We start from the raw sequence: 22,543 nt of genomic DNA, 5'->3' as shown, positions 1-22,543 counted from the left end.
TCTCTACACTTTCTAAGCTGTCACTTCTTCCTTCACGGTTTGCTGTAATGCAGCGTACAACCTATTCAGGGCATTCACATAAGCCTGAGCCGATGCCACAATAATATCTGTACTGGCTGCATGACCGGAAAATACACGGGATTCATAACGTAAACGAATCGTCACCTCTCCAAGAGCATCAATTCCCCCGGTTACAGATTGCACAGAAAACTCAATTAAATCATTAGGTACATTCACTACCCGATTGATGGCTTTATAAACTGCATCCACTGGACCAGTACCGATTGCCGCATCGGTTAATTCTTGTCCGTCTGGTGTCCGCAGGGTAACAGTTGCGGTGGGTTTGGCGTTGCTACCACAGGAAACTTGCACCAATTCGATTTTAAATAAGTCCGGCGCTTGTTTAATTTCGTCGTTAACGATCGCCTCTAAATCCCAATCAGAAATTTCTTTCTTTTTGTCCGCTACTTCTTTAAACCGAATAAAGGCTTTATTTAAGTCATTCTCTGACAACTCAAAGCCCAATTCTTTTAAACGAGTACGAAACGCATTTCTACCTGAGTGTTTACCCAATACTATTTGATTATCTGTCAACCCAATCAATTGGGCATCCATAATCTCATAAGTGAGTTTATTTTTCAACACTCCATCTTGATGAATACCAGACTCGTGTGCGAAAGCATTAGCACCCACAATAGCTTTATTCGGTTGTACCAGCATTCCTGTCAAGCTGGAAACCAAGCGGGAGGTTTTATAAATTTGCTTGGTGTCAATATTAGTTAATGATTCTTCAGAATCAGCAGGTCTACCAAAGAAGGAGTTAAAATATTGCCGTCTGACGTGCAAGGCCATGACTAATTCTTCTAAAGCAGCGTTCCCGGCTCTTTCCCCAATACCATTGATGGTACATTCTAGCTGTCTTGCGCCGTTTTTCACAGCTTCCAGGAAGTTGGCCACAGCTAAACCCAAATCATTATGGCCGTGGACGGAAATAACCGCCTGATCAATGTTGGGGACGTTTTCTTTGATACCTTTAATCAAAGCGCCAAATTCGCTGGGGGTGGTGTAACCTACGGTGTCGGGAATGTTAACAGTTGTTGCACCAGCAGCGATCGCCCTTTCCAAAACTTGATACAAAAATTCTGGATCGGATCTACCAGCATCTTCAGGGGAAAATTCTACATCATCGGTGAAGCTTTTAGCATAAGCTACCATTTCCTCAGCGATGGCAATTACTTCTGGTCTGGTTTTCTTTAACTTATATTGCAGGTGAATATCAGAAGTAGCAATAAATGTATGAATCCTCCCCTGAGCTGCTGGTTTGATCGCTTCCGCTGCGGCTTTGATATCATCGTGTCTAGCTCTAGCTAAACTACATATCACTGGACCATCTTCCAAGCCCACAGTCTGGGCGATTTTGCTCACTGCTTCAAAATCACCCGGACTCGCAAAGGCAAAACCAGCTTCAATTACATCTACACCTAAACGGGCTAATTGTTTGGCAATAATTAGCTTTTCGTCTATGTTTAAGGTCGCTCCTGGACACTGTTCTCCATCTCGCAGTGTCGTATCAAAGATGATAATTCTGTCTGCTTGACTGCTCATTGGTTTTGGGTTTTGGTTGGTTGAGTTGTTACTGTGGGCTTAAAATACCTTGAACTTTATTAAAAAGAATAAAGGAGTCAGAATAGAGAATTTAGAATTAATTATATAGGACTAGCTTATGTATAAGTGGGATTAAGATACCTAGCAAATCTATGATTTGGTAGTTCTAACTTTTGGTGATGCTTCGCCTCAATAATTTCTTCTCACTCCTGGTTATAGACTCCTTCTTCAGTTTTTAACTTTTGCTTTGTAAATAATTATTAATTTTACTAAGCTTCGGTCTTTTCTATTTGGTCTCTAATATCGTTCAAGTCTATATATCTATCCGTAGCATTACGCAATTCTCTAGCTATCATTCCTTCTGTCGATACCACTGTAATATGCGTATTTTTGGAACGTAGTAGCTCGATCGCTCTTTCAAAATCTCCATCTCCACTGAATAAAACTACTCGGTCGTACTGGTCAACGGTATTGAACATATCAACAACAATTTCAATATCTAAATTAGCTTTTTGTGAATAACGGCCAGAGACATCATCATAATATTCTTTGAGAATTTTAGTCCGTACTGTATATCCCAAACTAATGAGTGCATCTCGAAAGCCACGTTGGTCTTGTGGGTCTTTTAAGCCGGTGTACCAAAAAGCATTGATTAATGTTGTCTCAGGTTGTTCGTTCTTAAAATATTCTAACACTCGTCGCGGGTCAAAAAACCAGCCATTTTTTTGTTGAGCATAGAACATATTGTTTCCGTCTACGAAAATAGACAGACGATTCATTGGCAAAACCATAGAAATTTACACCTAAATAATAGATAAGAATGTAAGATTGAACAATAGATTATAGCAATTCTTAATTGACAAGCTCGCTAATATCTATAATGGTAGTTATCATGTATAGCTTTTATCTTACCTCTGGCAAAGCATAAAATTGCCTGAAACATTGCTCGCACATTAAATTTGAGTCCTGGGAACTGAACCTGTTTCACCTCCGATTCTTGCAAATACAGCCTGTAATCAAAATCTACCAATAAAAATGACCCAGTAATGGCATTTTGATCTGTATATCAGTCAAGTTTACTCCTAAAGAGGTATGGTATGGGGCTTTAGTTAGGATTTAGACAGATGTCCATTTATAGATTTTTTCATCAACATCAGGGTTTTTTACTGGTAAGTATAAATGATGACTTACGCAAAACAGAACCAAAGCAGGGGTAATTCATGAATTACCCCTAGGCAAGAATCAGGTTTTTAGTCCAATCTTGCTTAAATCCTATAAATATTACTTTTGATGGGAAAAATCTCCTTGAATATTATCTGTTATTGTATAAACTATGTCAAGAAAATTTAGAACTTTTACTGACAGGCAGATAAAATTTTTCTCTAATGCTTCCCTTTTGATTTAGTGAAATTTATGGATAGGATATAATCTCAGCTTAACCGATTGCAAAGGTGCAACAGTTTTAGTTCATAGTCCAGTGCAACAATCATTGATGGGAATTTAGTCAAACACCAGGCTAGACTGTATTTGTATAATGCATGCGTAGTGGCAAATTCACCAATGCTAGTTTTGTATTAATTTAAGCATATTAGTAAAACGTAGTGTATGTATTTTCAGTTGTTAAGAGCCTGGAGAGAAAATTTTTGCATTTATAATCATTTTCCCCTTCTTCACTCTCATAAGTAACCTGTCAACTGTCACCTATTCCTTATTTCAGTAGCTTTTGCCAAATAATTTGCTGTTATTTTGCCAAGGGATACAAAAAATGTCCCAATTTTTGCCAAGATAATAAATAATATTATTTTGCAAAAGTTCACTTGGCAAAAATCAGCATGAGTGAAAAAACCATAGAAAATTACGGGAAAAGTTTTCTCGTTCTCATTTTGCCGATATCGTTTTTGATTGTTTTGGTCGTCAATACTTGGAGGTTTTTGCTGATAGGCTTGTTGCTGCTGATGGTTTTCAACCTTTGGCATCAATACAGATGGGAAAAGTGGGGTGAGCAAGTTAACCCTCTTTTTTATCAGTTGATTCGGGAAAACCAGGGAAAGATCACACCTGTTGATTTAGCTCTCAAAGGTAATTTTTCTGGGAATCAGGCAAAACGCTACTTGGAGGGTAAAGCAAAGGAATTTGGCGCTAGTGTAGTGGACTCAGAAAGTGAGAGTCCTTCCTACTACTTTATAACTGCCAGTATTTTGGGTGACATATTTGATAGTAGTGAATCAGTGGAAAAACTTCCTCCTCGGTCTGTGACGAAAGAGGCGCGATCTCTCTTAGCTCCACCTCCTCCCATTCCACAGGAAGAAGAACAGCAAAAGCAACAGCAGGAAGAATTACAACCAGAATTATTACCTGAAGCCACAGATGTAGCAACTCATCAGGAGGTACAAAAACCTCTGGAAGAACAGTTAGTTTTTGGTTCTTTGATTCAATCTGAACTAGCCAAGCGGTTGGGTGTTTATTCCAGTACAGTTTATAAACGAAGGAATGACCCAGATTTTCCTGAATGGAGTCGCAGCCGTGATCCAGATGGTATTGCTTGGTCTTATTCTCGTAAGTCTAGGGAGTTTTTCCCTTTGGAAAATTAGGGACTGGTGACTGGTGATTGGTGACTGGTGATTGGTGATTGGGGACTGGTGACTGGTGACTGGTGACTGGTGACTGGTGACTGGTGACTGGTGACTGGTGACTGGTGACTGGTGACTGGTGACTGGTGACTGGGAGGATGAATAACCCAATTACCCATTACCTATTACCTATCACCTATTCCCTATTCCCTATTCCCTATTCCCTATTCCCTATTCCCTATTCCCACTGCTTCACTGATAGAATTTAAGCCGTTTTCTTCTAGTTTGGTTAACAAACCGGCAAGAGTGCGGCGCACCATCATTGGTCCTTCATAAATCAAACCTGTATAAACTTGGATGAGACTAGCACCTGCTGTAATTTTTTCCCAAGCATCCTCATCTGTGAAAATGCCACCAACGCCAATGATGGGTATCTGTCCTTGGGTTTTTTGATAAATAAACCGTATGACTTCCGTAGAACGTTGGCGTAATGGCGCTCCGCTAATGCCTCCGGCTTCTTCTTGAGGTGTTTTACCGGTTTTTTCAATGATTTGGGTTTTTAGTCCCTCACGGCTGATGGTGGTGTTGGTGGCAATTATTCCCGCTAGTTTATAGGTTTTGGCGAGATCAATAATGTCAGCGATGGCTTCCCATTCTAAATCCGGTGCTATCTTGACAAATAAGGGTTTTTGTGCCATGTTTTCTGTTTGCAGAACCTCCAAAATTTGACTGAGCATTGCTGCATCTTGGAGCGATCGCAATCCTGGTGTATTAGGAGAAGAAACATTAACCACAAAATAATCACCTAGATTTTTCAGCAAGCGAAAGCTTTCTAAATAATCTGCTGCTGCCGTTTCCAATGGTGTAATTTTAGACTTACCCAAATTTATGCCTATGGGTATTAACCGAGATTGTTGCGGATCAAGCATTTTTAATCTCATTGCCATTGCAGCAGCACCAGCATTATTAAAACCCATTCGATTGAGGGCTGCTTGATCTAAAGTTAAGCGAAACAAACGGGGAGGAGGATTGCCTGGTTGTGCATGATAAGTAACAGTACCCAATTCAGCACAACCAAAACCAAAACTAGACCAAAAATTAGCACCTACTCCATCTTTATCAAATCCCGCAGCCAAACCTAATGGGTTAGGAAAATTTAACCCGAATAGATTTTGTTCTAGCCGTGTATCATAGAGGCACAAAGACTTTTGTAGCAGAGAGTTCAACCATCTAGCACACTGATGATAGCTGGCTTCTGACAGCAAATTCAAACTACTAATTGCCTGTTGGTGTAACCACTCTGGATCTGCTTTTACCAGAGTAAATAAAAAAGGACGAATTACTGCTTTATAAATATCCAATCTGAGTTAATATCTACCAATTATTACAACAACTATGATCAGATGCCAAATCCAGGATTAATCTGAATTTTTTTCAGGCATCTTCAATAATATTAACCCAAGTTGCTAGTTAGTAATAGCAGTTAGGAGTCAGGAGAAAGAATGAATTATGATGGTGTTCCCTGCTTTTTTGCTATCTACTTATCCTTGTTCCTTCGATTTGAGAGCCTTTCTTGCATCATTAGCAACTTACGTTAGTATATGGTGACAGGTGACATTAGAGACAGGAACTGGGGACCATTGACTGGGTAATCAATTTTATTTTTCCCAATCAACTATCAACTATGAATTATCACCAGTCTAAAATCTAAAATCTAAAATCAACATGGGACGTACTCGTTCTAAATCTGACCTGCCTGAAAAAATCTGTCCAGTATGTCAACGTCCCTTCACTTGGCGAAAAAAATGGCAAGATTGTTGGGATGAAGTTAAATATTGCTCAGAACGTTGTCGTCGTCGCCGTTCTCAGGCTAAAGACGATAAATAATTGACAATTGACAATTGACAATTGATAACTGATAACTAATAACTGTTAAAACTACACAGAAACAAATAAATGACTTTACAAGTACAACCTAAATTAATTATTCATGGTGGGGCTGGTAGTTCTCTCCAAGGAAAGGGAGGATTGGCATCTGTCAGGCGATCGCTGCATCCTGTAATACAGGAAGTATACTCACTATTGATCACAGGCGCAACTGCTTCTGATGCTGTAGTCCGGGGTTGTCAAATATTGGAAGATGACCCCCGCTTTAATGCAGGTACTGGTTCTGTATTACAATCTGATGGTCAAATCCGCATGAGTGCTTCTCTGATGGATGGTACATCAGGGCGGTTTAGTGGTGTAATTAATGTTGCACGGGTAAAAAACCCGATTGAAATGGCGCTATTTCTGCAAAATTCCCCAGATCGGGTATTGTCTGATTACGGTTCCTCTGAGTTAGCACGAGAGTTACAAATTCCCACCTATAATGCCTTAACTGATTTGCGTCTTAACGAGTGGATGCAAGAACGGGAAGATAACTTTAAAAGGACAATGGCTGGAGTTGTCGCTGAACCGGAAATGGCAGAAATGTCTAATGCAGGACGGGGTACAATTGGTGTAGTCGCCTTAGATGGCTATGGTCAATTAGCCGCTGGTACTTCCACAGGTGGTAAAGGCTTTGAGCGCATTGGGCGAGTCAGTGATTCTGCTATGCCAGCAGGTAATTATGCTACTCAATATGCAGGAGTAAGTTGTACTGGTATTGGGGAAGATATCATTGATGAGTGTTTAGCCGCTAAAATTGTCATCCGGGTTAGTGATGGAATGTCTTTAAAAGAGGCGATGTTGCGCTCATTTACCGAAGCTAGTAAAAATGAACGGGATTTGGGTGCGATCGCTCTTGATGCTACTGGGGCAATATCCTATGGTAAAACCAGTGAAGTTTTACTGGCTGCCTATCATAACGGTGATACCATTGGCGATACATTAGAATGGGATGATGGCGAATTGATTGGTTATTGCTAAGTATTAAAGTAGCCATTCATTCATGAAACGCCCAATACAAGAGGGTTTTACTTCTGACTCCTGACTCCTGTACGGGCGAAGCATTCAGGTGATCAATTCTCGATTTTTCCCCAATATTTTTGTCCGAATGCTTCGCCCCTACTGACTCCTGCTATAGTGGTGGATTTAAATCCACTACTAACTTAGCTCCTGCTTCCTGCTACAGATAATCAACAGGATCTTGTAAACCCAACTGTGCAAAAGCAGCTAACCGCAACCGACAAGAATCACAAACCCCACAAGCTTGATCACCACCAGCATAACAAGACCAAGTTAACTCCCAAGGTACATCTAACTGATTACCAAGTTGGATAATTTCCGTTTTTTTCAAATTAATTAGCGGTGCAATAATATCAATAGGTTGTCCTTCCCGACCTTGTTTAGTTCCCAAACGGAACACTTCTTGCATCGCTTGGATATAATCAGGACGACAATCAGGATAACCAGAGTAATCTAAAGCATTAACACCAATGTATACACGTTGTGCGCCGATAGTCTCAGCATAACCCAAAGCAAAACTTAAAAAGATAGTATTCCGGGCAGGAACATAAGTGACAGGAATACTTTGTGACATTTCATCCAGGGAACGTGCTTGAGGGAGAGCGATCGCCTCATCCGTCAAAGCAGAACCACCCCATAAGCGTAAATCAAAATTAACTATCTGATGTTGAACAACCCCTACAGACTGCGCTACAAACATAGCTGATTGTAACTCTCGGCGGTGTCGCTGCTGGTAATCAAAAGAAATGGCGTAACATTCACAACCATCAGCCCTAGCTTGATAGAGAACCGTAGAAGAATCCAATCCGCCAGACAATAGAATTACAGCTTTCATCATGCAAAAAAAATCTCAAAAAATCCCTAACATCAATCTCACCCAAAAGGTGAGACAATCAACAAAATGCAACAAACAAAAAATTAAATTCAAAATGCAAATCAAAATGCAAAAAACAATTTACAGTATCGTTGGCAAAATTTTTACAGACAACCTTGCAGCCAATTACAGTCACTGATAATTTTACGGAAATTAGAATGTCATAAATTTATCCAGCAGCCAAGGAAGTAGTTATCTGAGTTATTAATTACCTAACTGCCATCCGAAAGCTACTACGTAAGTATTTTTGAGATGGTCAGTCAATAAAAAAACACATATTCTTTTGTGTTAATTATAACCCATAGGAAAATTAATAACTAACGATCCAAAAGTTAGCAAGATAGTGGGAACTGAACATAAACTTTGAAATTCTTCATAAATAGAACCACTATGTTACCATCTGGATGGTTTTAGACGGATCACACTTGGCAGTTCAGTATAAATGCCAACGACCGTAGCGTTTTTAAATTTGGTGGTTGAGGAGAAAATAATAGTGCAAAATAGCATATCAGTGGCAGAACCAAATCTATATTCACAGCGCAACCAGCCACGTGCAATCCGCATAGGCGTGATTGGTGTGGGTAACATGGGACAACATCACACCCGCGTACTCAGTTCAATGAAAGATGTTGAACTGATAGGCGTTTCTGATATCAACGTTGAACGAGGCTTAGAAACTGCCAGCAAATACAAAGTCCGTTTTTTTGAAGACTACTGTGATCTGCTACCCCATGTAGATGCAGTGTGTATTGCTGTACCCACTCGCTTACATTATGCCGTAGGCATCAACTGTTTGTTAGCAGGAATTCATGTTTTGATTGAAAAGCCAATTGCTGCCAGTATTTCCGAAGCAGAATCACTCGTCAACGCCGCCGCTGAGTCTCAATGTATTTTGCAGGTAGGACACATTGAGCGTTTTAATCCAGCCTTTAGAGAACTGAGTCAAGTCCTGAAAACAGAGGAAGTCTTGGCCTTAGAAGCGCATCGGATGAGTCCTTATTCAGCCAGGGCGAATGATGTTTCAGTCGTGCTGGATTTAATGATCCATGACATTGACCTACTTTTAGAATTAGCTGGTTCACCCGTAGTCAAATTAACAGCGAATGGCACTCGTTCCCTAGACTCTGGTTATTTAGATTATGTGACTGCCACATTAGGCTTTGCCAATGGCATTGTCGCCACTCTCACCGCCAGTAAAGTCACTCACCGTAAAATTCGCCGCATCGTCGCCCATTGCAAAAATTCATTTACTGAAGCCGATTTCCTCAAAAATGAAATTTTGATTCATCGCCAAAATACCAATCCGCATAACGACCATCGGCAGATTCTGTATAGGCAAGATGGTTTGATAGAAAAAGTCTATACTAGTAACGTTCAACCTTTAAGCGCAGAGTTAGAGCATTTTGTTAACTGTGTACATGGAGGTAATCAGCCTTCTGTGGGTGGTGAACAAGCCCTTAAAGCTCTGAGGTTAGCCAGTTTAATTGAGCAAATGGCTGTAGAAGAGCGGGATTGGAACCCATTAGAATGGGAATCCGGATCGATAGTACAATCATTAACGCCAACTGTTTAGAATAGGTGACTGGGGACTGGGGACTGGTGAATGGTGACTGGGGACTGGTGACTGGGAAGATTTATTTCTTTAGTAGATACAGATTTTTAAGGATTAATTTCCTAATTACCAATTACCAATTACCAATCACCAGTATGCTCGAATGGATAACCAAGACCATTAGCTCTTTGGGATATTTAGGAATCACCCTGCTGATGTTCCTAGAAAACCTTTTTCCCCCCATACCTTCTGAATTGATTATGCCATTGGCAGGATTTACGTCCAGTCCATATCAACCAGGAGGAGCAAAGCTGAATATAATAGGTGTGTTTTTATCCGGACTTTTGGGTTCTGTCGCGGGCGCACTGATCTGGTAAGATCCTGGTAAGTTTTTGGGGGAACGACGCTTAAAACAATTAGCTAACAAGTACGGTAGATGGTTGACTATATCTAGCGAAGATATTGATAGCGCTAAAGGATGTTTTAACAGACATGGGGGAAAAGCAGTATTAATTGGTCGTATTGTGCCAGGAATTCGTACTTTGATTTCTGTTCCCGCAGGTATGAGCAATATGCCCTTGTTGCCTTTCTTATTTTACACAACTTTGGGTAGTGCTGCCTGGGTGGCTTTGCTCACATATTCCGGATACTGGTTATGAATCCAGTATGAACTTGTGAAGAAATACCTTGCCCCTGTATCTAAAATTGTCCTGGGAGGTCTATTGGTTATTCTTACTTTGGGTACTCAAGCGCCAAAGTCGAGAAACTCGCAGATGAATATAGTTCAGTTTTCAATATATGGCTGCTGTAGAGAGGTTTCGGCGGCTAGTAACGGAAATATCTCCACTTTCCACTGGCTATATGTGAAAATTTTGCCTGTACAATAAATCCAAAATAATGTTACATTTCCAATCGCCTACAATAAATTTTGACGTATTTCTAGCTACACTTGACCCATCTGAAAATTTTTTTGATCTTGTATTTTTGTAAGATGGGCATGATAACTTTTTACAGTTAAGTCACCACATAGGAGCTTTCATGACAGATCAACCACCCGTAGCTAATCCGATGAATGCTGCTGCTATACCCATGAATCGAGTAGCATCAGCCCCTATAAACAACAATGTTAATAAGCCAGCCTCAATTTCGGGTAAAAACATTCTCAGCGTTGATTTAGGTAGAACATCTACCAAAACTTGTGTCAGCCGCGAACCTGGCAATGTTGCCTTCATCCCTGCCAATGTCAAGCAAATGTCAATTGAACAAATACGTGGTGGGGTGTTTGAATCTAAGGCAACTGATCCTTTAATGGATTTGTGGATGGAATATCAAGGCAAGGGCTATGCTGTAGGGCAGTTAGCAGCAGACTTTGGTGCAGGTTTAGGAGTTGGACAATCTAAGGTAGAAGATGCACTGGTCAAAGTATTGGCAACTGCTGGCTACTTTAAACTCAAAGACGAAATTTCCGTTGTCTTAGGTCTGCCTTTCCTGTCCTTGGAACAGTTTGAAAAGGAAAAAACCGCTTTAATCAGCCAAGTAACAGGTCCCCATGTCTTCAACTTCCGTGGGGAATCTTTGTCGTTAAATATAACTAAAGTTTGGGTGATGCCAGAAGGTTACGGCAGTCTGCTGTGGTCTGAAGCTCAACCTAATAAAACCCCCTCATCCCCTGATTTTACCAAAATATCAGTGGGAATTGTCGATATCGGACATCAAACCATTGATTGTATCATGGTGGATAATTTCCGCTTTGCTAGAGGTCTTTCTCAAAGTGAAGACTTTGGCATGAGCAAGTTTTATGAACTGGTAGCTAATGAAATAGGAGGGGCTGATAGTCAATCTCTAGCACTGATTTCTGCGGTTAATAAGCCTAAAGGTGAGCGTTTTTATCGTCCTAAAGGTGCAAGCAAACCCACTAACCTAGATGATTTTCTGCCGAACCTCACAGAGCAGTTTTCACGCGAAATTTGCGCTCGTGTGTTGGCTTGGTTACCAGAACGTGTTACAGATGTAATTATCACTGGTGGTGGTGGTGAGTTCTTCTGGGAAGATGTACAACGTCTGCTCAAAGAAGCTAAGATTAATGCTCATCTGGCTGCACCCTCCCGCCAAGCTAACGCTTTAGGGCAGTATCTTTACGGAGAGGCGCAATTGTCTGCTGTTCGCGCTGCTAGGTAATAAAACTGATGTTCCAATGGTCAAAAAAGGTAGTTAAATCCGTCACTTTCAATCCAGAAATTGGTGATGAAAGCTTGTTAGCACAGGTAGAAAGTTACTTGGAGGAACAGCCTGAAAAGACTTTCAGTGACCTCTGTAAAGAGGCTCTTTGGCAAGCTTTATGTGTACCGGACTCTGCACGACCTTCTCCGAATACAGCAGCACTACCGATGGAACAACAACTCGGTGAGTTGCAACGTCAGATAGCTGGACTTGAGGAACGTTTTTTTGCTAAGGAATCCAATCGTTTGCAGGTGATGGAAAGCCAGATATTACAACTTAGTCAACAAGTTGCACAATTGGCAATCATGGTCAATCAAGCAGCATCTTTTCAACCCGCAAATTCATCTATAGCAACGGTAGAAGTAGTTAATGAAACTGCTTCTACTCCCGATCCTACTCCCCAAGAGGTCGACCCTGTAATCAGTCGCCTGAGTTCTTTGGTTGATGATTTCTAAGGAAAAAGCCAGTTAGCAATTGATAATTGATAATTGATAATTGACAATTGTTTCACTCAAGGCTTTCGCCGTGAGCTTCAGCCGAACGGTTTAAAACCTCCCCTTTCAAAGGGAAAAAAAGAAAAAAATTCCGCTTTTTTGCTCCTCTCCCTTCAAGGGAGAGGTAGTTCTCAATAGTTCATTGTTAATTGTCCATTCATTATTGAATAAGCGTTTTTACAAGATAGATCGGGAAGTGTGAGAAGTTTACTAGTGACACCCAGAATTTTTTCGGATTTTCTGGGTGTAATCTTTTTTAGGAGGCAGGAGGCAGGAGAAAGATAAATAGGGTTTGCTGAAAAAGTTATCTGTGAAAGCTAGGTGACAGGTGACAGGTGCTACGCCACGGTGACAGTTTCAAGAGTTGGATAGGAACGATTTTTTCTTTAAGTAGGAATTAAGTGCAAGGTTTTTCAGTTGCCACCTCATAAAAGCTGGCACTTTTTGAAAGCACTTCGGCTTACTTCGACTGCGCCCTTCGACACAGCCCTTCGACACCGCTCAGTACAGGCTCAGGACAGGCTCAGTACAAGTCGCTCAGTACAAGTCAAAATAGCTAAAACCCTTTACCTGTAAAGTTTTCGGATTTATATGGCTAACGCCACGCTACGCTATCAGCAAACCCTAAATATTTCCTGTTTCCCCAGTCACCAGTCACCAGTCACCATTCCCCTGCTATAATTTCCGAATTTTCCACAGATAGCTAGATAGCCAATTTGTCATGATATGAGCCATTATTGGTACTAACAAGTTGCCACTCAATAAGGCGCTATATGCCAAGATGATACCGATAATAGTTGCCCAAATTACATAAGGCCATTGTTCAGCACCACTGAGATGTAATACTCCAAAACAAAGACTGGAGACCATGACGGCTACATGATCAGCGCCCAAAGCGGGTAACATGACACCGCGAAATAATAATTCTTCACTTAAACCCGGTAACAGCCCCAGCCAGAGCAAGTCTGGTAAAGCTAACGGTTTAATTACCATTTCTAGGTAATAATCTGCGCTTTTGCGATAGGGAGGAGAGAAGCGATAAGCTAAACCACTAAAAACAGTGATGACTAAACCCAACCCCAAACCCAAAAATAAATCCTGGGGTTCCCAGTACAACTTAAATAGGGCAACGTTACCAAAGCGCAGCCACAATTTGGCGGCTATCCATAAAATAATCGCTGTTGCGCCCATAGCTACCAGGACTTGGGTGCGTGAGAGTTCAGGAATTTCTGGTTCTTGCTTTTGTTGTTCTACCACAGGCGTTTAAATAATGAGGACTGGACTGGGGACTGGGGACTGGGGACTGGGAGCAGGCGGAGAATAACTAATGACTAATGACTAATGACTAATGACCAAGGATTAATACCTGCTTTGTGGGCGACTAAGACACCGACTGCTTCTAAATATGAGTTTACCTTTATAGATTTTATTCCTAACGCTGGGGCAGGAACTTGTATTAAAGTTTTATTTTCTGTAACAGTTATTATTTGGCATTGTTTCTGGCTTAAACTTAGTAAGGTACTACTCCCACAGGCGTTTGCTGGTACTATAACGGCATCTACTTGATCTGCCCAAATGTCTGCTGGTAAAGAATTGATAAATTCTCTGTTGAGGATAAATTGGGGGGCGCGACTTAAACCGACCAGCACGCATGATAAAAAAGTATAACCTATTTCTTCGGCTGCGGAACGGGGAGATAAATCGGGATCTGGGGGTGCTGGTGCTAGGGCTGGTGCATGGGCGCAAGGTATTTTAAAGGTTCGCACTAATAAATGGCTAATTACTGCTTCTGCACCTGCTAGGGGGTCTACGCCTTTTCCATGACGGTAATTTTGCGTTGCTTGTTCATCTATATGATCGGGAAACCGGGCTACTACTGCGATCGCCTCTGCTTTCTCTTTTTTAATCAATTTTTCTGCTGCCCGCAATAAACTTTCTGGGTTGCCGATTGTTCCCCAACTTACACCAGATGAAGATATGCGTAATTCTACGTTTAATGGGGCATCTGTAATTACATGATTTGTAATGTTTAATCCTAGTGTGGCTCTGGCTGCGTCTGCCGTTTGTAGGTGTCGCAGCATTAATTCTGGTTCTATTCCTTGGTCTAAAAGTAAACCAACTCGGTTACTATGCACGGGTCTTAAACCCCATTCTCCAGCGGCAAATTTATCTAAACCATATCCTTCTACATAGAAGGCGTTGGGAATATTCCAGTATAAACTTGCACCATTTAGGACGTTGGGATGAGTAATCAGGCGATCGCACACCTGTGATATAACTCTAGCTACTGGTAATGCGTCACCTGCATAACCACCTATGGACGCTCCTATGCCAGTAGGTATAATTAAAATTGCTGTATATGGGCGTTGCATGATGGTATTATGAATTATGTTTCCGCGCAATCTCCGTCAGGAGATCCCGCAGGGTAGGCACAAAGGAGCAAAGGCGCAAAGTTGCTAGTTGTAAATTTCTCAGTTTTTTCATGCTCATTCAGCAACGCCTTAATCTTAATTATTCAGGGTTTGCTGTGGTGACAACTGCTTCTACTGTGGCTTTTTCCTGTTCTGTATCTACGGAAGTAACCGCCCAGCGCAGGGGTTCACCTTGTTTTTTTAGTTCCGCTTCAATGGCTTTTTGTAATTCTGTGGGTGTTTCTTGCAGGTCTATTTCGGCAGTAATAAAATGAGTGGTCATGATGGTAAAATATAGGGTTTTGGTTATTTATAGAATACAGCTATTTTTGGGTAATTGGTGATTGGTGATTGGTAAACATTTATTACTTATCCTATCACTCATCACCCATTAATCGGTTGACTAACTTTTACCAAATTGCTTCTGATAAACTACTTCTTCTTTGTCTGTTTCGATTTTTAAATCAGAAAGAGGTTTAGCTACACAAAGTAAAGCATAACCTTGTTTTTGCAATTCTGGACTTACACCCATTCCCTCAGATTGATCTACCCTTCCTTGAGTTATCAAAGCAGCACAAGTTGTACAAACTCCAGCATGACAGGAAGCTGGTAAATCTAAACCTTTTGTTTCTGCAATAGCTAAGATAGTTTCATTTTCAGGAACTTGCAAATTATAAATTGTGCCTTGGTGGTTAATTTCGACGGCGTAAGTTTTGGTCATATTTAAAAGAGGAGTCTTTCAACTGATAAATTACTTATTTTATCTCATAAGATGTAAATTTCACAATGGTTACTTTTGACTACAAATTTTGCTATTTATGAATTTTGATTCATGAATATTTACTAAAGATGATCATTTCATTACCCACAACGGGACTACGTGCAATTAATTTATTTTCAGCATCAACAAGTTGTAAATGTGTAAAATCTAGTTCTTGAGAGCGTTTTAATATATCCGCTGCTAATTGTTGCTGTTGTGATGGTTCTAAGGTGTACCAATCATCACTAATTGTTATGGTTAAGTCGCTGGTGCGAAAATTAGCTTGGATTGATTTTATCAGATTAATAGCAATATTTTCATCTTCTTTGGTTTGTACGGAGATAACGGTAATTTCCGCAAGTTGCTGTTCTATTGCTGCTATTAAAGCTTGTTCTGGTGTTAATTGTACTGCTTCTGGTTCTGGTGTAGGTTCTGGTGTAGGTTCTGGTGTAGGTTCTGGTGTAGGTTCGGGGGTAGGTTCGGGGGTAGGTTCGGGTGTAGGTTCTGGGATAGGTTCTGGTGTAGGTTCTGGGATAGGTTTGGGTGTGGGAACTTCTGCAACTAAAGGAATATCTGGGGGAATGGTTGCTACTTGAGTAGGTTTGGGAGTCAAGAAAGCTGCTGTAACCCCGACTATCACCACTGCAAAAATAGCAAAAATTGCGTTTAAGGTAAAATCTGATACATTATTAGCAACCTTGGATGGTAAAAACAAGCGGAATGTTTGTAAAAATTTATCCCATGCTAAGAAAACCCGTGCTAAAAGATTAGGTTTTTTTTCAGTTGTTGGAGGTGGTTCTGTTTCTAGTTTGACTACTGTATTTTCTAAAATTCCTATTGTTCCTCGAAGAAATTGAATTATTGCTATTTTCCAAATAGGTTGATTTTCTTGGTAAAGTTGTGGAGCAGGTAGAGTTTTTTGTTGTTTTCTGGGTTGGGGTCTTCTATCTTGTGACATATAATTGATGTTGATTTATTGATTTATGAATATGAAACGTCGAGAATTTTTAGTTTTAGGTGGTCTGAGTGGGTTGTTTTCGGGTTTGTTTGCTGGTAAGTTTGTTGGTGAAAATAGTAAAAATTCTTTTTTAGAAACTGCTATAGCTGTAAATTCTCACCCAAAAGATTTATTATTGCGTTTTGTGTCGGTTGCGGATACGGGAACAGGTGCTAAAGGACAGTACGCTGTTGCTAGAGCGATGAATTTTTATCATCAAAAAAATCCCTATAATTTAGTTATTTTAGCTGGTGATAATATTTATAACAATGGGGAAATTGAGAAAATAGGGGCAGTTTTTGAACGTCCTTATCAACCTTTGTTGAAAAAAGGTGTGAAATTTTATGCTTGTTTAGGTAATCACGATATTAGAACTGATAATGGTGATCCACAGGTAAATTATCCTGGTTTCAATATGCAGGGAAGGTACTATACATTTCTTAGGGATAATGTACAGTTTTTTGCTTTAGATACTAATGGGAACGCTGATTGGAAAAATCAGCTAATTTGGTTAGAGAAAGAATTGAGTTTGAGTAAAGCTGCTTGGAAGATTGTATTTGGTCATCATCCGATTTATGCTTCTGGTGTTTATGGGAGTAATGCTAATTTTATCAAAGTGTTTACTCCTTTATTTAAAAAGTATGGTGTGCAGCTTTATATTAATGGTCATGAACATCATTATGAACGCACTCGCTCTATTAATGGTAGTACTTATTTAATTTGTGGTGCGGGTGCAGGAAATCGTTCTGTGGATCGTTCTGAGTGGACTGAATATTCTACCAGTAATTTAAGTTTTGCTGCTTATGATGTGTATGCGGATAGAATTGAGGTGAGTGGTATTGGTACTAATAATCGTGTTTTTGATCGGGGTTTGATTAGGGTGAAGGGTGTTTGAAAAATAATTGTTTGAATTAGGATTTTCAGGATAAGAACGCAGATAAACGCAGATAAACGCAGATAAACGCAGATTGTCAGAATCAGGTGGTTATCGAGCGACCTGTACTGAGCGCAGTCGAAGTAAGTCGAGATAATGTCCAGGATTTAAGGATTTACGGGATGTGTTATTTTAACAAATACTGCTTAATTAATTTGAAGATATACTATCTAAAAATTGACTCGGTGTAACAATCAATATATCTTGAAAAGGATGCAGTTCTAATAAATCTTTATCTCCTGTGATAATATGAGTGGCATTTCCAGAAATGGCTAATTCTAAGAATTTATTATCTTTAGGATCTCGACAAATATCAATTGTTTCATTAATTGTAATTAATTCTGTTTCTGTAGCTAAACTTGCTAAAAAGTCTTCACGAATTTCTCTGGATAGATAGCGGTCGAATTTTTGACGACTGAGTACATCAATTAATTCTGCTAAAATTTCTGCTGAAATTAAAATTAATCCGTTTTGTTTTGCTGCTCTAAAAGCTTGCATTGTGGTAGATTTAGAGAATATTAATGCACTAACAATTACATTTGTATAAATTACGAATCGGTTAGTTGTCATCATTGAGAATTGATTCTAAAATTTCTGGGGTCATTCCGTTAGCAATTGCTTGTTGACTCGCTTCTTCCATAATATCTAAGAGTGATTTTTGACTGACTACTTTTTGCAGCATTACTTTCAAAAACATTTGGATTTTTTGCTGTTTTTCTGGTTCTGCTTCTCGGTATGCTTGAGCAATTTCTGGGTCAACTTGAATGGTGATGTTTTCCATAATGGTTTAGAAGCTATCAATTTGCTTTTTTGATTATAACGGATTTAGAACCCCGAACCTACGTAGGTTAGTTTATTGTATTGTGTCAGAATCAGGATTTACAGGATTTAAGGATTGATTAATACCCAGATAGGCCAGATCCCTGACTTCTTTAAGAAGTCCGGGATCTAGTATTTTGTCTGAATCAGGATATCCAGGATTTAAGAATTTACTGTTGTGGGTTACGCCCTCATTAACCCACCCTACTATACTTATAGTAATTTGTAAATTATTGCTCCTGTGGATTTATCGTTGGTAATTTCCATGAGTCCATCAGTACAAATAGTTTCTAAAATTGAGCGCACTTCTGAAGTAGGTTGAGCAAGTTCAATCACTGCATCAGTGAGTGATATACTACCACCTTTACTTTGAGCTAACTTTAAAAAACCCGTAAAGTAATCAGGAGTCAGTAGGGGTTTAGTAATGCTAAACCCGTACATAATTCAGGATATTATCTATTCCAGAAATTTAGGACGATTTTGTTGATTTAACTTGAGCTTTTGCTCTAAAACTTCCCAGTTTTCCTGTTCAATCACGTTAATAAATATGTCGAGGTTTTGACGATATTGATGTAGTGAATTGATTAATGCTTGACGATTATATTGCGCCATCATCACCCCTAATTCTGGATTGCCAGCACCAACGCGGCTGGTATCTCGAAATCCTGAACTAGCAAGGTTTTGGGCTAATTGAAAAATTTCTGGATCGGTTTCACCCAAACAAGCAGCCATCAAAGAGGCGCTAACCATCACAGGTAAATGGGAAATCCAACTCACAGCCCGGTCGTGTTTTTCTGGCTGACAATGATAGATAATAGAACCAAGCGATCGCACAATTTCCTCTAAAACAGTAATGGCAGTAGTTGGGGTTGTTTCTATTGGTGTGAGTACATAAGGTCGATTCACAAATAAATTGCGCTGTGCGGCCTCTATACCCACATCTGTATTTCCCGCCATAGGATGACCGCCAATAAAATTCTTCCATAGAGGAGAAATTGCATTGACTATAGGTGCTTTTACTGAACCTACATCAGTTACAATAGTAGTCTCAGGCAAATGAGCAACCAACTGTTCAACTTGAGGCACAATCAGTCCTATAGGAGTACAAATAAACACAACTTCAGCACTAGCTAACAAACTCAAATCAATTGATGCTTGATCGACACTGCCAATCTCAACAGCTTTTTGACAGGTTGATTCACGACGGCTAACTCCTAAAACATAATGTCCTTGGGAACGTAAATCAAAACCTAATGAACCCCCTATCAGTCCCAGTCCTAAAATACCAATTTTCATTTTTGCCTTTAACAACTAAACTTTGAAATATTATCTGTATTTCTGACTCTTGCTATAACTAAGAAAATTATATGGAGAAGAAAAATGAGCAATTTTTTTAATAAAATGATGGGTAGAACTCGCTATGTAGTTTGTCGTTTATTTGTGCATTTAGCCGGCAGTGAAGTAGCACCAATTTTAGGAGTTTTAAACCGCGCCGCCAGAGAAGCGATTGACGCTGAGGGCGATTTAGAAGTTTTGGGCGAAGGATTAGTAGAAATTTGTGAAACTTTGCTCAGATATGATGAATACTGGCTTTCAGCAGCTAATGAAGGAGATGTTTTTTGGAATGAAGGAGAAGCGGGAGATTATGTCAATGAATTATTTACCGACTGCGCCCAAAGATACGGCGCTGAATTTGATATTAGTTCTTCCTCTGGTTTCGATCAACCTTTATCTATTCCTGTAACGCGCAACATTGTGATTATGCTAACAGTGGCTTATGAAGGAGAAGTACCAGAATTAGAAACAGACCTTTCCAACATTGCAGCCTTACAAGAAGGGTTAAAATCATTAATCAACTTACAGCAAAAACTTAAATTCCGCGCTATCCAAGTGCATTTTTCACCAGCCAAGTTGGGAGAAGAACTCACAAACGATCAATTGTTGCAGTATTTTCCAGAATTGATCCCATTGTAACTTGTTGTTACTCTTTAGTTATCACACCTAAAATCGGCAATGATAACTAACACATAAGGACAATTATCTAATGATCAGGACTATAATGCGTAAACTAACAATTTTTTGTTTAGCACTAAGTTTGTGCTTGACAAGTGTCGCCTGTGGGGGAGGAAACCAAACTACCTCTTCTCCTCAAAGTGGTAGCCAAAGTACCAGCCAAAGTGCAACCCCCACCAAGCTGAATGATGGACAGTATCAAGTACAACAAGCCACTTATAATGATGCCAATGGGGAGTATACCCTGTTCTTACTGGGTAGTCAGCCGCCAACCTTTGCTACAGAAAAATTACAAATGGCAAGGCTGACAGAGGAAGAAATCAAAGAGGGCAAAAAAACCTATCTCAAAGTAGAAAATGGTCAGCCAGCCTTATATCTGACAGAAGACTTTAAAATTGAGTACGTTCACAACGTCACCGAAACCAAAACCAATCCCCAAACCGGACAACAAGAAACCGTAATTGTACGTCAAGAATCTAACTTCTGGACACCTTTTGCTGGAGCTTTAGCTGGTAACATAGCAGGTCAAGCTATTGGTAGTCTGTTATTTAGACCTCAATATTATGTACCTCCCGTTTATCAGCCCGGTGGAATTATGACAGGTTATGGTGGATATGGTTCTAGCTATGATGCAGCAGTTTCCAGCTATCGTTCTCGATATAATGAACCACCCGCATCTGTAAGAAATCGTACAGCTTTCCGCACTACAGGTTCAATTAGATCCTCTGGAAGTTCTACAACCACAACAAATCGCACCAACACTAGCGGTAGGGCTACTGGTTCAGGTTTTGGTAGCAGTAATCTCCGTTCTTCTGGAAAATCTAGTTCTACCCGTCGTAATTCTGGCAGTAGTTTTGGTAGTGGCAGCCGTTCTTCAGTCCGTCGTTCTTCTGGTTTTGGTAGCAGAAGAAGATAAATAGAAGGCAGGAGGCAGGAGGCAGGAGGCAGGAGGCAGGAGGCAGGAGGCAGGAGGCAGGAGGCAGAAGGTAAATATTTCTTCCCATCTTCCCATCTCCCCATCTCTCCATCTCCTCATCTCCTCATCTCCTCATCTCTACTGTCACCTGTCACCTGTCACCTATCACCTGTCACCTGTTATATTACACAATTGCCAATGCAGGTTGTGGCCAACGACCGACGGCTTTACCAATAACTGCTAATTCTGACATGAGTTGATCAAAGCTGTCTGGTGTTAAAGATTGGGGTCCATCGGATAAAGCTTTGGCTGGGTTGGGGTGAACTTCAATCATTAAAGAATCTGTACCAGCGGCGATCGCTGCCATTGCCATTGCAGGTACAAACTCAGCCCAACCCACACCATGACTAGGATCAATCATAATCGGTAGGTGAGTCAGTTTTCTTAATACAGGTACAACAGACAAATCTAAAGTATTGCGCGTATACTGACGGTCAAAAGTTCTAATTCCCCGTTCACACAAAATCACATTCGGATTACCAGCAGCCAAAATATACTCAGCAGCCATTAACCAATCTTCAATAGTTGCTGCCATTCCCCGTTTTAAAAGCACTGGCTTAGATTGCGCCCCTACTTGTTTTAACAGAGAGAAATTTTGCATATTTCTCGCCCCTACCTGAATCACATCAGCAACTTCGGCGATTTTTTCCAAATCACCAGCGTCCATCACCTCAGTAATGATTCCCAGTCCACTGACTTCCCGCGCCTTTGCTAACAACTCCAAAGCACTTTCACCGTGACCTTGGAAAGCATAGGGTGAAGTTCGGGGTTTGTATGCACCACCACGCAGGAACTTAGCACCAGCAGCCTTAACCCGCTGTGCAGTTTCCACAATCATGGTTTCATTTTCCACCGAACATGGTCCAGCAACCACAACTAAAGGATGATGTTCACCAAAAATTACAGGACCATCGGGAGTATTTACCACCACCTCAGAAGCTTCACCGTGGCGGAACTGACGACTAGCGCGTTTATAGGGTACTTCCACCCGTAAAACTTGTTCGATCCATTGACTGAGTTCTTGAATTTGCAGGGGATCTAAATCCGCCGTTTCACCTACTAAACCTATTACTACTTTATGTTTGCCAATAATTTTTTCTGGTGTTAAACCCCAGTCAGCTAATTCTTGAGTTAAACGATCTATTTCTGACTGTGGGGAGCCGACTTTCATTACAACAATCATCTTTAAATCCCCTTATTAACAAAGTATTTTCAGTTATCAGTTAACAGTCTTTTTACCGTTCCCTGTTCCCTGTTCCCTGTTCCCTGTTCCCTAATATGTTAATCATTAAACAAAAAAATAAACAAAAAATGTAGCGCCAGGTACTTTGTCTGCATATTGGGTATAAATCAGATAAAATTCATTCCC

24 protein-coding genes and 1 pseudogene are annotated in these 22,543 nt (G+C 40.3%); 10 read left to right on the top strand and 15 right to left on the bottom strand.

What is annotated here, in order from left to right; all coding sequences use genetic code 11:
* Nucleotides 1-12: 12 nt before the first annotated feature.
* Both H5968_RS01470 and H5968_RS01465 read right to left on the bottom strand, forming a co-directional pair.
* Nucleotides 13-1,605, bottom strand: coding sequence for a 2-isopropylmalate synthase (locus H5968_RS01470; RefSeq protein WP_187038519.1), 1,593 nt, complete (start codon nt 1,603-1,605; stop codon nt 13-15).
* A gap of 269 nt (nt 1,606-1,874) precedes the next feature.
* A complete protein-coding gene (locus H5968_RS01465; protein WP_096572205.1) occupies nt 1,875-2,396 on the bottom strand; it encodes an NYN domain-containing protein in 522 nt (173 codons plus the stop codon).
* A 1,041-nt stretch (nt 2,397-3,437) separates the two neighbouring features.
* Here H5968_RS01465 and H5968_RS01460 point away from each other — a divergent pair.
* Nucleotides 3,438-4,196 carry a hypothetical protein gene (locus tag H5968_RS01460; RefSeq protein WP_096572206.1) on the top strand — a complete coding sequence of 253 codons (759 nt, stop codon included), beginning with the start codon at nt 3,438-3,440 and terminating at the stop codon, nt 4,194-4,196.
* On the opposite strand, the gene H5968_RS01455 is transcribed toward H5968_RS01460, so the two are convergent.
* Nucleotides 4,193-4,354 carry a hypothetical protein gene (locus tag H5968_RS01455; protein ID WP_187038518.1) on the bottom strand — a complete coding sequence of 54 codons (162 nt, stop codon included), beginning with the start codon at nt 4,352-4,354 and terminating at the stop codon, nt 4,193-4,195. The genes H5968_RS01460 and H5968_RS01455 overlap by 4 nt on opposite strands.
* 45 nt (nt 4,355-4,399) lie before the next feature.
* Nucleotides 4,400-5,536, bottom strand: a complete 1,137-nt coding sequence (locus tag H5968_RS01450; RefSeq protein WP_187038517.1) for a quinone-dependent dihydroorotate dehydrogenase — start codon at nt 5,534-5,536, stop codon at nt 4,400-4,402.
* 364 nt (nt 5,537-5,900) lie between these two features.
* Here H5968_RS01450 and H5968_RS01445 point away from each other — a divergent pair, with 364 nt between their 5' ends.
* Nucleotides 5,901-6,062 carry a DUF2256 domain-containing protein gene (locus tag H5968_RS01445; RefSeq protein WP_096572208.1) on the top strand — a complete coding sequence of 54 codons (162 nt, stop codon included), beginning with the start codon at nt 5,901-5,903 and terminating at the stop codon, nt 6,060-6,062.
* A 69-nt stretch (nt 6,063-6,131) separates the two neighbouring features.
* On the top strand, nt 6,132-7,085 hold the full coding sequence (locus H5968_RS01440; RefSeq protein WP_187038516.1) for an isoaspartyl peptidase/L-asparaginase: 954 nt from the start codon (nt 6,132-6,134) through the stop codon (nt 7,083-7,085).
* Nucleotides 7,086-7,284: 199 nt separating this feature from the next.
* Here H5968_RS01440 and queC read toward each other — a convergent pair whose 3' ends face one another.
* Entirely contained in the window at nt 7,285-7,959 is a 675-nt protein-coding gene (gene queC / locus H5968_RS01435) for a 7-cyano-7-deazaguanine synthase QueC (protein ID WP_187038556.1), read from the bottom strand.
* Between the two features lie 532 nt (nt 7,960-8,491).
* Between queC and H5968_RS01430 the strand changes: the two genes are divergently transcribed.
* From H5968_RS01430 to H5968_RS01415, 4 genes and pseudogenes are all read left to right on the top strand, one after another.
* The gene (locus tag H5968_RS01430; RefSeq protein ID WP_137667347.1) at nt 8,492-9,571 is read left to right on the top strand and encodes a Gfo/Idh/MocA family protein; all 1,080 of its coding nucleotides are present in this window, start codon (nt 8,492-8,494) and stop codon (nt 9,569-9,571) included.
* A 134-nt stretch (nt 9,572-9,705) separates the two neighbouring features.
* A pseudogene (locus H5968_RS01425) lies at nt 9,706-10,327 on the top strand (DedA family protein).
* Nucleotides 10,328-10,588: 261 nt separating this feature from the next.
* Nucleotides 10,589-11,728: a ParM/StbA family protein gene (locus H5968_RS01420; RefSeq protein WP_187038515.1), complete on the top strand. Its 1,140-nt coding sequence runs from the start codon at nt 10,589-10,591 to the stop codon at nt 11,726-11,728.
* A gap of 8 nt (nt 11,729-11,736) precedes the next feature.
* Nucleotides 11,737-12,225, top strand: coding sequence for a plasmid segregation centromere-binding protein ParR (locus tag H5968_RS01415; RefSeq protein ID WP_187038514.1), 489 nt, complete (start codon nt 11,737-11,739; stop codon nt 12,223-12,225).
* Nucleotides 12,226-12,939: 714 nt separating this feature from the next.
* On the opposite strand, the gene H5968_RS01410 is transcribed toward H5968_RS01415, so the two are convergent.
* The 5 genes from H5968_RS01410 to H5968_RS01390 form a co-directional block, all read right to left on the bottom strand.
* Nucleotides 12,940-13,521: a type II CAAX endopeptidase family protein gene (locus H5968_RS01410; RefSeq protein ID WP_187038513.1), complete on the bottom strand. Its 582-nt coding sequence runs from the start codon at nt 13,519-13,521 to the stop codon at nt 12,940-12,942.
* Between the two features lie 74 nt (nt 13,522-13,595).
* On the bottom strand, nt 13,596-14,636 hold the full coding sequence (locus H5968_RS01405; RefSeq protein WP_187038512.1) for a DUF3326 domain-containing protein: 1,041 nt from the start codon (nt 14,634-14,636) through the stop codon (nt 13,596-13,598).
* Between the two features lie 139 nt (nt 14,637-14,775).
* Nucleotides 14,776-14,958, bottom strand: coding sequence for a hypothetical protein (locus H5968_RS01400; protein ID WP_187038511.1), 183 nt, complete (start codon nt 14,956-14,958; stop codon nt 14,776-14,778).
* A 120-nt stretch (nt 14,959-15,078) separates the two neighbouring features.
* A complete protein-coding gene (locus H5968_RS01395) occupies nt 15,079-15,396 on the bottom strand; it encodes a 2Fe-2S iron-sulfur cluster-binding protein (protein WP_096572215.1) in 318 nt (105 codons plus the stop codon).
* A gap of 109 nt (nt 15,397-15,505) precedes the next feature.
* Entirely contained in the window at nt 15,506-16,393 is an 888-nt protein-coding gene (locus tag H5968_RS01390; protein WP_187038510.1) for a hypothetical protein, read from the bottom strand.
* 25 nt (nt 16,394-16,418) lie between these two features.
* Between H5968_RS01390 and H5968_RS01385 the strand changes: the two genes are divergently transcribed.
* Nucleotides 16,419-17,327 (top strand): metallophosphoesterase, encoded by a 909-nt coding sequence (locus H5968_RS01385; protein ID WP_187038509.1) that lies wholly within the window; start codon nt 16,419-16,421, stop codon nt 17,325-17,327.
* 189 nt (nt 17,328-17,516) lie between these two features.
* On the opposite strand, the gene H5968_RS01380 is transcribed toward H5968_RS01385, so the two are convergent.
* The 4 genes from H5968_RS01380 to H5968_RS01365 all read right to left on the bottom strand — a co-directional run bounded on the left by H5968_RS01380 (nt 17,517) and on the right by H5968_RS01365 (nt 19,481).
* A complete protein-coding gene (locus H5968_RS01380; protein ID WP_370569739.1) occupies nt 17,517-17,939 on the bottom strand; it encodes a putative toxin-antitoxin system toxin component, PIN family in 423 nt (140 codons plus the stop codon).
* On the bottom strand, nt 17,926-18,147 hold the full coding sequence (locus H5968_RS01375; protein ID WP_187038508.1) for a hypothetical protein: 222 nt from the start codon (nt 18,145-18,147) through the stop codon (nt 17,926-17,928). The genes H5968_RS01380 and H5968_RS01375 overlap by 14 nt, the downstream gene beginning before the upstream one ends.
* A 251-nt stretch (nt 18,148-18,398) precedes the next feature.
* Entirely contained in the window at nt 18,399-18,626 is a 228-nt protein-coding gene (locus H5968_RS01370; protein ID WP_187038507.1) for a hypothetical protein, read from the bottom strand.
* A gap of 15 nt (nt 18,627-18,641) precedes the next feature.
* Nucleotides 18,642-19,481, bottom strand: coding sequence for a prephenate/arogenate dehydrogenase (locus H5968_RS01365; RefSeq protein WP_187038506.1), 840 nt, complete (start codon nt 19,479-19,481; stop codon nt 18,642-18,644).
* 84 nt (nt 19,482-19,565) lie between these two features.
* Between H5968_RS01365 and H5968_RS01360 the strand changes: the two genes are divergently transcribed.
* On the top strand, nt 19,566-20,159 hold the full coding sequence (locus H5968_RS01360; RefSeq protein ID WP_187038505.1) for a DUF1517 domain-containing protein: 594 nt from the start codon (nt 19,566-19,568) through the stop codon (nt 20,157-20,159).
* Nucleotides 20,160-20,229: 70 nt separating this feature from the next.
* Complete coding sequence (locus H5968_RS01355; RefSeq protein ID WP_187038504.1) at nt 20,230-21,114, top strand: hypothetical protein; 885 nt, start codon at nt 20,230-20,232, stop codon at nt 21,112-21,114.
* 184 nt (nt 21,115-21,298) lie between these two features.
* Here H5968_RS01355 and aroF read toward each other — a convergent pair whose 3' ends face one another.
* Complete coding sequence (gene aroF, locus H5968_RS01350) at nt 21,299-22,357, bottom strand: 3-deoxy-7-phosphoheptulonate synthase (protein ID WP_187038503.1); 1,059 nt, start codon at nt 22,355-22,357, stop codon at nt 21,299-21,301.
* Between the last annotated feature and the right edge of the window lie 186 nt (nt 22,358-22,543).

Source organism: Sphaerospermopsis sp. LEGE 00249, assembly GCF_014299995.1.
GTDB lineage: Bacteria > Cyanobacteriota > Cyanobacteriia > Cyanobacteriales > Nostocaceae > Sphaerospermopsis > Sphaerospermopsis kisseleviana.
Note: the sequence above shows the minus strand (reverse complement) of the source record. Positions and strands in the feature narration are given on the sequence as shown.